The organism is Pseudarcicella hirudinis (genome assembly GCF_900115665.1).
In the GTDB taxonomy this organism is placed as follows: domain Bacteria; phylum Bacteroidota; class Bacteroidia; order Cytophagales; family Spirosomataceae; genus Pseudarcicella; species Pseudarcicella hirudinis.
In genome coordinates, this window is sequence record NZ_FOXH01000005.1 from 186,183 (window position 1) to 198,398 (window position 12,216).

General features: G+C 38.6%; 10 protein-coding genes and 1 riboswitch. Of the genes, 4 read left to right on the forward strand and 6 right to left on the reverse strand.

The window, feature by feature from the left end; all coding sequences use genetic code 11:
* Nucleotides 1-284: 284 nt before the first annotated feature.
* A riboswitch (cobalamin riboswitch) is annotated at nucleotides 285-501 on the forward strand.
* Between the two features lie 170 nt (nucleotides 502-671).
* Entirely contained in the window at nucleotides 672-3,002 is a 2,331-nt protein-coding gene (gene metE, locus BM179_RS10770) for a 5-methyltetrahydropteroyltriglutamate--homocysteine S-methyltransferase (protein WP_092016614.1), read from the forward strand.
* A 207-nt stretch (nucleotides 3,003-3,209) separates the two neighbouring features.
* Here the strand turns inward: metE and BM179_RS10775 are convergent, their stop codons facing one another.
* On the reverse strand, nucleotides 3,210-5,216 hold the full coding sequence (locus BM179_RS10775; protein WP_092017048.1) for a heavy metal translocating P-type ATPase: 2,007 nt from the start codon (nucleotides 5,214-5,216) through the stop codon (nucleotides 3,210-3,212).
* A gap of 237 nt (nucleotides 5,217-5,453) precedes the next feature.
* On the opposite strand from BM179_RS10775, the gene BM179_RS10780 reads away from it, so the two are divergent.
* Nucleotides 5,454-5,933, forward strand: coding sequence for a YciI family protein (locus BM179_RS10780; RefSeq protein WP_092016615.1), 480 nt, complete (start codon nucleotides 5,454-5,456; stop codon nucleotides 5,931-5,933).
* Between the two features lie 29 nt (nucleotides 5,934-5,962).
* On the opposite strand, the gene BM179_RS10785 is transcribed toward BM179_RS10780, so the two are convergent.
* Genes BM179_RS10785 through BM179_RS10795 form a run of 3 tightly spaced genes read right to left on the reverse strand, consistent with a single transcriptional unit; the run spans nucleotide 5,963 to nucleotide 8,268 of the window.
* Complete coding sequence (locus BM179_RS10785; RefSeq protein WP_092016617.1) at nucleotides 5,963-6,484, reverse strand: hypothetical protein; 522 nt, start codon at nucleotides 6,482-6,484, stop codon at nucleotides 5,963-5,965.
* Between the two features lie 24 nt (nucleotides 6,485-6,508).
* Nucleotides 6,509-7,345, reverse strand: coding sequence for a glycosyltransferase family 2 protein (locus tag BM179_RS10790; protein WP_092016619.1), 837 nt, complete (start codon nucleotides 7,343-7,345; stop codon nucleotides 6,509-6,511).
* Nucleotides 7,342-8,268 carry a Gfo/Idh/MocA family protein gene (locus tag BM179_RS10795; protein WP_229632938.1) on the reverse strand — a complete coding sequence of 309 codons (927 nt, stop codon included), beginning with the start codon at nucleotides 8,266-8,268 and terminating at the stop codon, nucleotides 7,342-7,344. The genes BM179_RS10790 and BM179_RS10795 overlap by 4 nt, the downstream gene beginning before the upstream one ends.
* Nucleotides 8,269-8,285: 17 nt before the next feature.
* On the opposite strand from BM179_RS10795, the gene BM179_RS10800 reads away from it, so the two are divergent.
* A complete protein-coding gene (locus tag BM179_RS10800; RefSeq protein ID WP_092016621.1) occupies nucleotides 8,286-8,885 on the forward strand; it encodes a dTDP-4-dehydrorhamnose 3,5-epimerase family protein in 600 nt (199 codons plus the stop codon).
* 67 nt (nucleotides 8,886-8,952) lie between these two features.
* Here the strand turns inward: BM179_RS10800 and BM179_RS10805 are convergent, their stop codons facing one another.
* On the reverse strand, nucleotides 8,953-9,900 hold the full coding sequence (locus tag BM179_RS10805) for a glycoside hydrolase family 43 protein (RefSeq protein WP_092016623.1): 948 nt from the start codon (nucleotides 9,898-9,900) through the stop codon (nucleotides 8,953-8,955).
* 173 nt (nucleotides 9,901-10,073) lie between these two features.
* Entirely contained in the window at nucleotides 10,074-10,985 is a 912-nt protein-coding gene (locus BM179_RS10810) for a cyanophycinase (RefSeq protein WP_092016625.1), read from the reverse strand.
* Nucleotides 10,986-11,273: 288 nt separating this feature from the next.
* Between BM179_RS10810 and BM179_RS10815 the strand changes: the two genes are divergently transcribed.
* Entirely contained in the window at nucleotides 11,274-12,215 is a 942-nt protein-coding gene (locus BM179_RS10815) for a hypothetical protein (protein ID WP_092016627.1), read from the forward strand.
* Nucleotide 12,216 lies beyond the last annotated feature (1 nt).

The window sequence follows — 12,216 nt, forward strand, 5'->3', positions numbered from 1 at the left end:
CAATGCTAAAAATCCTGTCGGAACCTGAATCTGAAGATAATTTATCCGATAAATCTTTTTCAGGTTCTGGCTTAAAAAACGATCATTTATTACGAGTACTGATATTCCATTCTTTTTTATTTTTTTTCAGAAAGATATAAATTCCTATTTGAACACATATAAAAGATAAAATAAATTACTAAAAATAATTTTTTAGATAAAACAACCAATTTTAAACATTTATACAGTAAACCCATTTACTCAAATCTTCTTTTCTCACTACCTTTGTTTCGTTCTTAGGAACACCCGTCAATCGGATTTCAGGTTTTGTTGTGTTATTTGGTTTAACGCAATAAATTAAAAAAGGAATCGTGTGAAATTCACGAACAGACGTGCTACTGTAAATAACTGTTTTTGAAAGAAAACTAATCTTTTCCAAAAATGCCCATTGTCTTTTAAAAGGATGAGAAGGGCGGTAAAGATGTTATAAGTCAGGAGACTTGCCTGAATTCTCAATGATTTTACTCTCACGCATAGGGTTAGAATCACGCATTGATTTTACAGATTTTATTTCCTTGTTTTCGTGCTTTTGTATGATTCTCTAATCATACACAGGAAGGATCTGTATGTCCATTACTGCCGCAAAAAGGTAATGGGGTGTTTCATTTTTCAAATCTTTAACACCAAATTCAATGTTAACTCACAATTTAGGCTATCCACGTATCGGAAGCAAAAGAGAATTAAAACGTGCCAGTGAACAGTTCTGGGCAGGAAAAATCTCAAAAGACGAGCTCATCAGAAACGCCCGTCAGATTCGCCGTCAGAACTGGCAAACACAGGCTGAAGCCGGAATTGAATTGATTCCTTCAAATGATTTTTCATTTTATGACCACGTACTGGATACCGCTTTGTTAGTCGGTGCAATTCCTGATCGTTATCATGCTTTGATTGATGGAAAGTCAAATCGTGAACTGGATATTTTCTTTGCTATGGCAAGAGGTGTTCAGAAAGATGGTATCGATATCAAAGCAATGGAAATGACCAAGTGGTTCGATACAAATTACCACTATATCGTCCCTGAATTTGTAAAAAATCAACGTTTCCAACGCTATTCAGACAAAATTATCGTAGAGTTTGAAGATGCCAAACAAATGGGAATCGTCACCAAACCAGTATTGGTCGGACCAGTTTCATTCTTGCTGCTGGGCAAAGAAAAAGAGGCTGGCTTCTCAAGAATTTCATTACTTGATAACCTCCTTACGGTTTATATTGAAGTTCTGGAAGATCTGGCTTTAAGAGGCGCTACCTGGGTACAATTGGATGAACCTTGTTTAACACTGGACCTTACAGAGGACGAACAAATCGTATTCCAGCAGGCTTATGCAAAAATCAGAAAAGCTGTTCCGGAATTGAAGCTATTGGTAGCAACATATTTTGAATGCTCAGGTGAAAACATCCATGTTTCCACTACTTTGCCGATTGACTGTCTTCATGTTGACCTGGTTCGTTGTCCATCACAATTAGGAGATATTCTTGAAAATACCGATTTCATTAAATCAGACAAAATCCTTTCGTTAGGAGTTGTTGACGGAAGAAACATCTGGAAAAATGACTATACCAAATCATTAGGTCTTATTCAAAAAGCGGTTGATGCACTGGGGGAAGATCGCGTGATGATTGCACCTTCATGTTCATTACTTCATAGTCCGTGTGACCTTGATCTTGAAAAAAATGAAGAAGTTTTAAGTCCTGAAATTAAGAACTGGATGGCATTTGCCAAACAAAAACTTGACGAAGTGGTCATTTTAAGCAAACTTGCCGACCCAAAAACTTTCAAGGATTTTGCAAGACAGTTAACGGATAACCATCTTGCCATTGAAAGCCGTCGCTCCTCTAAACTTATTCATAAATCTGAAGTAAAAAACAGGGTTTCCGCAATTAAAGAAAAGGATTTTGACAGAGAAAGTACTTTTTCTATCCGTCAGGAAATTCAATTGGAGGCCTTAAAACTGCCCCTTTTCCCTACAACCACCATCGGATCTTTTCCTCAGACAGATGAGGTAAGACAATTACGTGCCAATCTTAAAAAAGGCGAACTTTCTCAGGCGGATTATGACGCTAAAATTGCAGAAGCCATTGAGAAATCTATTACGTGGCAGGAAGAAATCGGCATTGATGTACTGGTTCACGGGGAATTCGAGCGCAACGATATGGTTGAATATTTCGGAGAGCAGCTTTCAGGTTATGTATTTACACAAAACGGCTGGGTACAAAGTTATGGCAGCCGCTGCGTAAAACCTCCAGTAATTTACGGTGATGTTGAGCGTCCGAATCCAATGACTGTAAAATGGTCAGGTTATGCGCAATCCAAAACCGATAAGTTGATGAAAGGTATGCTGACAGGTCCGGTAACTATTTTGCAATGGTCTTTTGTAAGAGATGACCAGCCTCGTCAGACTACTGCTTATCAGATTGCGCTAGCCATCAGAGATGAAGTAACTGACCTTGAAAAAGCCGGAATTAAAGTAATTCAGATTGATGAACCTGCCATTCGTGAAGGTTTACCTTTGAGAAAAGCAGACTGGGCTAATTATCTTGACTGGGCCGTTAAAGCATTCCGGCTGAGTGCTGCCGGAGTAAGAAATGAAACGCAGATTCATACTCATATGTGTTACTCAGAATTTAATGATATTATTCAGCATATTGCAGCAATGGATGCAGATGTTATTACCATTGAAACCTCACGTTCTCAAATGGAATTACTGGATGCTTTTGCTGATTTTAAATATCCGAATGAAATCGGGCCGGGAGTTTATGACATCCACTCTCCGAGAGTACCGAGCATAGATGAAATTGTATTCCTGCTGGAAAAGGCATTGAATGTCATTCCTGCAAGAAATCTTTGGGTAAATCCTGATTGCGGACTAAAAACCAGACATTGGGCTGAAACCGAAGCTGCCCTGAAAAATATGATTGCTGCTACTGAGAAAATCAGAGAAGCGGCCAATGCTGAAATCATATAAGATACGTTGTACATTACCAATAACCTGTTACGTCTCCTTCGGCTGAGAAGTCTTTCTGTTTAGGATTTTTTTAAAAGGGGAATTTTTCTAATTGCTGAATTACTTTCAGCCCGGGAGATGTAACAGGTTATTGGTAAGCGCTTTCCAAAGGTAAAAATTAAGCCTCTTCCGGGTATCCCGGGAGAGGCTTTTTTATTTATTTCCGATCTAAACTTCTTTGCCTTGTATTCTGTAGGCATTAAGGATTGCCAGCAAAGCGACTCCCACATCAGCAAAAACAGCTTCCCATAAAGTCGCTAATCCTCCTGCACCTGCAATCAGAACGATTAATTTGACAGACATGGCAAGAATGATATTTTGCCAGACGACCGAACGGGTAATTTTTCCGATTTTAATCGCCGAAACAATCTTATGCGGCTGATCATTCTGAATGACAACATCTGCGGTTTCAATCGTGGCATCCGAACCCAAACCACCCATTGCAATGCCTACATCAGCCAGTGCTATTACGGGAGCATCATTCAGTCCATCTCCTACAAAAGCCACCTGATATCCTTTATCTTTTAATTCCTGTACTTTATTGACTTTATCTTCCGGTAACAAATCTCCGTAAGCAGTTTCCAGTTTTAAGGATTCCGCCACTTTCTGAACAACTGCCGACTTATCTCCTGAAAGCATAACCGTTTTCAAGCCAAGCTTTCTCATTTCAGAAACGGCATTTGCAGCATCCTCCTTAGGTTCATCCGCAATGATGATAAAACCTGCATATTTGCCATCAATAGCACCGATTACAACTGTTTCCGGAATCTGGTTAATACTTTCGGGAATTTCAATCCGGAAAGCATGCATTAATTTGGCATTTCCGGCCAGAACTTCATGATTATCAATCTTTCCGCTCAATCCCTGCCCTGAAATTTCTTTGACATCAGCAGGTTTCAGCAATGATTCTTTGTCTGCATAACTAACTACAGCCTTTGCAACCGGATGTGTAGAAACACTTTCCAATGAGGCCATATACTGAATAAATAATTTTTCATCTATCTGACTATCAATCTTCTGCACCTTAAAAACACCTTTGGTAAGTGTTCCGGTTTTATCCATCACTACCGCAGTAAGTTTGGTAACGACGTCCAAAAAGTTAGAACCTTTGAATAAAATACCATTTCTGGAAGCCAGCCCGATTCCTCCGAAATAGCCTAATGGAATAGAAATTGTCAACGCACACGGACAGGAAATTACCAGAAAAACCATTCCCCGGTAAAGCCATTCATTGAATACATAGTTTGTAACAAAAAAATAAGGCAAAACGGTAATTCCTAAAGCCAGGAAAAACACAATCGGGGTATAAATTTTAGCAAAACGGCTGATAAAAAGCTGTGTCGGGGCTTTTCTGGCTGTAGCATCCTGCACCATTTCCAGAATCCTGGACAATTTTGAATCCTTAAACAAAGTTGTTACCTGCAATTCACAAACCTGGTCGATACTGATCATTCCGGCAAAAACCTCCTCTCCGGCTTTCTTAGAATCAGGACGGGATTCTCCGGTTAAAGCTGCGGTATTAAAAACAGCTGAATCTGAAAGCAGGATACTGTCTAAAGCTACTTTTTCACCGGATTTTACCTGAATAATATCTCCGACCTTCACTTCCTGAGGGTTGACATCCACAAAGTTTCCGGCCTTTTTCAGCGCAACTTTTTCAGGACGGACATCCAGTAAAGCTTTGATTGACTTTTTGGAACGATTCACTGCCAAATCCTGAAATAATTCACCAATTTCATAAAAAAGCATCACTGCAACTCCTTCGGTATATTCTCCGATGTAAAAAGCCCCAAGAGTTGCTAAGGTCATTAAGGTAAATTCATTAAATAAATTAGCATTTCCAATCAGTTTTAACGCTTTCCAAACCGTTTTATATCCGGCACCCAGATAGGCAATTGCCATTAAAACAAAAGTTGTATTTTGAGAAAATGCCATGCCAAAACCCCATTTCAATAAGAGGTAAGTCAGAACGATCAGCAAGCTCATCCATAACGTCCAACGGCTTTTCAGCAAACTTTCTTCAGATTCCTCATGACTGTGCCCGTGCTCATGGTCATGCCCCTCATGCTCATGATTATGGGTATGCTTATGAGAAGAAACCAAAGTTATTTTTTCCTTTGAGGCACAACATGAGTCCTCATGAGTATGGGTTATATTGTCTTTTGAATGAGTCATTTTATTGAGAATTTTAAGGCCGGCAATTGCGGTAGAAAGTATCACCGGGCTCAAAGTATTAAATCATATTTTTTCGTTTCAAAACGCTGTTAACAAACCTGTTATAGTTTTTTAAATACTATTTCAACGTGCAAATAATCATTTAGGTATTTCTGAAAATTTAAGTAAATTGAAACAGATTGCTTACTGCTTTCTGAATTTTCTGACAACAAGATAAACCCTTATTTCCATACTTATATGAAAAAATCTTTGATTTTTCTCTTCCTGCTACTATGTTGCGGATTTTCTGGTCTGAGCCAGAAAACAGAGAAAGAATCTGCAAAATCTGGATACAATGCAGAATTGGCAAAAAAATTAGGTGCAGACCAATACGGTATGAAAAAATACGTAATGGCTTTCCTGAAAAAGGGTACGGTCAGCCTTAAGGATTCTGCTGAAAGGGCGAACCTTCAAATGGCGCATTTAAGAAACATAATAAAGCTGGCTAAGGAGGGTAAACTAATTGTGGCAGGTCCTTTTCTGGATAATCAGGAAATCCGGGGAATCTTTATTTTTAATTTAGAATCGGTAGAAGAAGCAACACAGCTTACCTCAACCGATCCTGCTGTAAAGGCTGGTACACTGATTATGGAATTACATCCCTGGTATGGTTCCGCTGCTTTAATCGAATCGCTGAAAATCCATAAATCACTTGAAAAAGTTAGTGTGGCCGATTAAAGTATGAGCTGGTCAAATGGTGTTCCGCATTATTGTAAATCCGGAACCAGGTTATGAAATTCACGCATTTTTCTACAGGCTTCTTTCAGAGCCGTTTCCAGGAGAGATTTGTCGATTTTGAAATGTCTGATTTTCTTACTTTTATTCCTTTGAAGATAGTAATCAAGATTATTCGTCAATTCAAAATAAGTACGCTGAATCTGTTCTTCCACGCTATTTTCGAAGAAAAACATCCGATCCTTTTTCGTATCGTAAAAAGTGGTCAGTGAGATATGAAAATGTCCTTCTTTGTGTCCAAAACAATCAAACCTGAGTACTTCATCGTCAAGTACAATCAGGGATAAAGAAGGCCCTTTGCCAATACTTACAGTTTTCCAAAAAACTTCCAAAAATGCATTTTCCTGAAAATACAACCGCTCTACCCCCTGTCTGATTTCCCTGTAGGATTTTGTTTTCTGGTATTCGCTAAAACCTCTTTTTCTTCTTAATAAAAAAAGATAGCGTTGAGGAATCACAGATTTTGCTATTTTCTTAATAATTGAAGGAATCATGGAAATGAAAGGTTTGATCAAACATTATTTTAATATTTTCTGAAAAATAAGGCCGATTCTATTCATTATCGCTTCAGGCAATTCCCCGATATTCCTGCCCTTAATGCTGAACCAGCTGGTACGTATTTTTACATATTCGAGCAATAGTTTCCGATGGGCATCTTCTTCATAATTCTGCAGAATAGCAGGGTTTTTTATTATTTCTACCCAGTATTTCAATTCTTTATATCTTTCAGAAGTAGGCAGTCCGGGATGATCTCCCCGCTTAAAATACAAAAGTGAAGCTTCCAGCGCATAAAAGGGTTCACAATCCGTATGGCTTAAAAATTGCTGCCACATATACACGTCAGTCGGAAAATCCTCAGGTGTAGTTCTCCAGCCATAAGGGAGTTTTCTGTACAATGCTAAAGTATGGCCTACGGCTGAAAGTACTCCTCCTCTTTTCATAAAATATGACATAGAAATCACATTATAAAAGATTTCATTTCCTTTGGCCATATAAGGTGTTACTGAAATAAAATTGCCCTTTTTGAAAGAATTAAGCAAGTTCTGAAAATGATTTGGTAAAAGTAAATCCCTGTCGCACATATAGGTAACATATTCACTCCGGCAGGTTCTGAGTGCCTCATGCCTGTATTCTTCTCCTCTTCTGGAATGTTTGGGGTGATCGAAGAACCTGATTCTGGCATCTTTAGCCACCAATTCTAAAATGACAGACCTTGAATTTTCCGTCATTCCGTCTCCAATAATAAAGATTTCAAATTCCTGTACAGTCTGATTCAGAATACTGTCGACGGCTAAGGGCAGCAATAAACCTCTGTCTGTGGTAGTAGGAATAATAATCGTAATTTTCGGGTTCATATGTTAGCCAGTTCTCTTAATTGCTGAATTATCCGGATCACCTCCACGCCTTCTTTCAAATCACTCACAGGAACTGCTCCTCCTTTTAAATAACCAATAAATGCCTCCAATTCCAATTTGAGAGGAGAAATATTGTCAAACTTCCGCTTTTCGATAACTACCTCCTCCGGTCTGGAATTTGCATCTCCTTTCACGATTTCGATGTAATCAATCATTTCATCTTTCAACACAGCTGTTCCGAGTGTCCCCTGCAATCTGATTTCTCTTCTTTTATCAAGATACCTGTTTGAAGCTTCCACAAACATAAATGGTTCCTCTCCGAATATGGCTATCATACTCCTGGGAATACCCTTATGCAATTCTGAAACTGCCAGTCTCGGCTCTGGAATTTCCCCAAAAATCTCCAAAGCAATACTCAGATCATGCGGAAGAAGTGTCCAGACAGCATCTGTATCTTTCCTGGGGCTTGTCCAGTTGGTTCTTGTGGTTTTCAATGAAAGAATCTTACCAAGTTCTCCGCTTCCGGCAATTTCAGCCAAAAGTTTTACCCCTTTATGATACCGCCAGATATGCATTATAAAGATTTTTTCATGTGAAATCCTCAAAAGCGCTTTTGCTTCCTTGAGATCAGTTGTAAGTGGTTTTTCAACAAATATGGGAATATTATATGGTATTAACTCCTGCAAAACACCGAAATGGGTAGTCGCCGGACTTGCCACTATAATGCCATCCGCATTACTTAATTCAAGAAAATCACTTAATATTCTGCTGGCACCGGCTTCGATAATAGCAGTCTGTTTACTGAGATCCGGGTCATAAACCCAGATTTCAGCTTCCTGTATTAAAACCAGTTCTTTTAAAATTTTGATCCCCCAAATTCCGCACCCAAGGATACCAATAATCAATTTATCTTGTAAATTCACACATTTATTAATATCTAATGACTAATAACGCATCTTTAAAAGCGCTTTTAAAGCCGATGAACAAAAAATCAATTCTACTTTCCGGATCTGAATTGCATGAAACAAATTTAGTTTTTTTAAAGGAAAGCGAGGACGAAAGAGGCTCTTTTACTGAAATTTTTCAAAAAGACTGGGGAACAGTTCTTAACCCCGTACAATGGAGTCTTGTTCGTTCCGAACAAAATGTTTTACGCGGAATGCACCTGCACCTGAGGCATGATGAATATTTCTGCCTGATCGAAGGACATTGTCTTGTCGGGCTAAAAGATATGAGACCAGAGTCTCCAACCTATGGAAAATCAGTACTTTACGAATTACATGGCAGCGAACTGTCTGCTTTAATATTTCCGAGAGGAGTTATTCATGGCTGGTATTTCTTCAGGCAATCTATTCATATTCAGGCGGTCTCGGAGGCATATCATCATTATAATGATGATGATAACTTAGGATGTTACTGGAAAGATCCTGAATTAAATATTAACTGGCCTGAAATCAACCCTATTCTTTCAGAAAAAGCCAGAAACGCTCCCAGCTTAAGCGAATTGCTGATCGCAACGGGTATTTCTGAGTCTGTATAAAAAAATAACCCTCGTATTCACGTGAGGGTTATTTTCCAGGGTTAATTTATGATGTTTACTCTTCAGATTATCTGGCTTCTTTAAGTTTACTGAATACTTTCGAAGAAACCTTGAAAACCGTACCATGTCTGGTACCTTCCGGAAATTGCACCAGAGCTGACACATCTTCCCAAACTTTCAGATCTTTAGAGCGCACAGCTCCGTAAAGGTGATCCATGTACTTATCAAAATAAACATAAACGTATTCTCCAATCTGGATAGACGTTGGTCCCTCCGCCCAGTAGTTTCCCGTTATTGGTGCTGATACTTCCACAGGATAAGGCCCTTCCGGCTGATCTGAGCTGGTTACACGAATATTTTTTTCTGCTGGTTTCGGATTTTCATTTTTCAGAAACATGTAAAAACGTTTATCTTTTTCCAAAATCGTTGCATCAATCACACTAAATGAAGGATTAAAGAACATTGCAGTAGGGCTGAACTTCCTGAAATCTTTTGTTTTCGTATAATAAATCCTGTGGTTCAATCCTTTTTCTCTTTCAGAATCTGCCACATCAGAATGCCTTCCGGGAATAGTGGTTGCCCAGAATATCAGGAATTCTTTCTTTTTTTTGTCATAGAAAACTTCCGGAGCCCAACTGTTTTTGGCAGTTGGCTCATGTTCCATCACAGGAATAGATTTCTGTTCAGACCAGTTTATCAGGTCTTTCGAAGAAGCATAACCTATTTCTCTGTCCTTCCAGCCACTAGTCCAAACCATATGAAATGTACCATCCTCCGACTGCGTAACACAAGGATCTCTCATCAATTTGTCCTTCCCTATTTCCGGTTTCAAAAAGGATTTTCCCTGGTTTAAAACCTCCCATTTCAGGCCATCTTTGCTATACAAAAAGTGCAGACCATCCTCTCCGTTTTTAACAAAATAAGAGAAAAGATAAACCTCTTTCTGTGCAAAAGTTAATCCCGTCGGAAGTATCCAGCATAAAAAGATAAGCTTTAATAAAAATGTATTCTTCATGAATAAAATGAGTTAAGAACAGTAAATGCAGGATTTCAGGGCCTTTTCCCTTTCTGATTACCAGGATTTATTTTATAAAAACCAAATTGTGTCAAATCTACTCAATCTTGCCAGAATAAAAAAACTCACCCTTCTTTATTGAAGGGTGAGCCACAGAATAACCTGTGATTGAACTATTTGGAATTAGGATTTATTTTGTTTTCTTTCAGAATAACTCTGTTTTTTAAATCATATTTTTGTCCATGACTCAGAAAAAAGAAAGGGGCAGAAGAGGGGTTATTACGCTCTCCTTCTTTACTCAAAAATGTTTGAGCCTGTCCGGTAATTGTTTTATAATCATAAATAGCTACATAGGATTTCCCCATCACCTCCAGGGTATCTTTCTGCACCAAAATAGCGGTAGCCTCATCCAGACCTATTCCTATTAATTCAGGACTTTGTCTGACAAAATTCACTAAATCAAACTGTCTGTTTCTTCTGAGCAAATGCTGGTCTATCACAGAATTTTTAAGAAAAGCCAGTCCCTGGGTGTGATCTCCAATCAGAATATCAGGGCCTTTGGTATCTCCTCTCCAAAGAAAAGACCCCTGAATCGTTGCACCAGCCGAAGTCCCGATTATTACCCCTCCACGGTTCAATACCTCAAAAAATGCCTGATGCGTCAGCGTATTTAAATATGAATCAGCAATTCTCCACTGTCTGCCACCTTCAAAATAAACGCCTGTTGCTTCTTTCAGGGGAGCTATAAATTTCTCACTATTGGCTTCCTGTAAATTATTGGTATGCAGTAAGGTGACTTGCTGAATCCCTGTGACCCTTTTTATCATCTCAACGGTTGAGACTTTAAAGGCTGCAGAATCTCCTGCTGCGGCTGTAATAACCACAATTTTAGCTTTCTCCTTACCTCCTGCCAGTTCTACAAATTTTGACCAGATTTCAGGTGTTGACCCTCCCCCTCCGATAATAATAAGGGAGCCTTTTTCGGGGCCATGCCTGGTGACAGATTTCTGATTAACCTGAATCGGCGTTTGAGAAAAACTCTCATAATACCCAAGCAGTAGCAGGAAAAGCAAACATTGTTTCATTTTTCATTAATAAAGGATCCGGTACGCTCCATTCAAAACTATGCAAGTAAATAAATACATGCCGCTATTTCAAAATCAAAAAACAGAATTTCCTGATTTGTAACGACATCCGGCGGAAATAAAGAGATGAAAGACCTTTTCAATATTAAAATCCCGGATTGTAGTCATAATTTCAGAAAAACTATCACGTTAAATAAGTCATCAGTAAAATCCGGCTTTCCGGTATTGTTTCTTAACATTTTGTTTGCATTCTTGCAGGTAAATAATTTATTCAACCCATACTAAATAATGAAAAAAGTATTTTTTAGCTTTATTTTAATAACCTTATCTTTTTCAGTACTGGCTCAAAAGAAAAATTCAGGGAAAAAGCCCGCCGGAAAAAAGGCCATAGCTATCGATTCAAGTCTCGCTTTAGATAGAACCCTACTCAAAAATGGTATTTTACAGGCACGTGATGAAGTGAATGGTACTTTGACTGCAAAAGACAAAGTAGCTTCTCAAAACGGTCAGAAAACCTATTATGATTCATACAGCATTAATCTGAAAGCGGGAGAAGAGTTGTTTATTGAACATTTTTCGAATAGTTTCCGTGTAATGCTGGGTTTCAAAAAACCTGATCCTAAGGAAACTACTGAATTCAGCTATGATTCTAACCCGTTTTCGGGAGCAAGTTTTAACAAATTTCATTATGTAGCACCAAAATCCGGAGTATATACTCTTTTGGCAACATCAATGGACGCTCAGCAAACCGGAACTTACCGTCTTGTAAAAACCATTACCACACCTAAAGCCATTGAAGCCTCTCTGGATCCGGAATTTGCTTCTAAATTCAAAGCGCTGACAGACCTTAAGAAGAACAATTTCAAAGACATTTACGGCGATAAAATCAAAAAAGACAAGAAGGATAAAGCAGTCGGGATTGAACGTTATCTGGCAAAATTTGAATTAATTTCCGGTAAAAATGCTCAGATAGTGGTAGATAACGGAGGACAAACCGCTAATTTTAAAACTACCTTATTTGAATCAGAGAATCAGGAGGACGTACAGAATTACTTTGAGAAAATCAAGAAACAATTACAGGTTTTAACCAGAAACTGGGTTGAGCAACCAGCAGCTGTCAACAGTTTCAGTGCCTCCACAGACAAAGATTTTATCACACTGAATATCAGTACCATAGAACCTTCCAAAAAGAAAAAACAAAGCTGGCAGGTTGGCTTTATTTACAACTAGC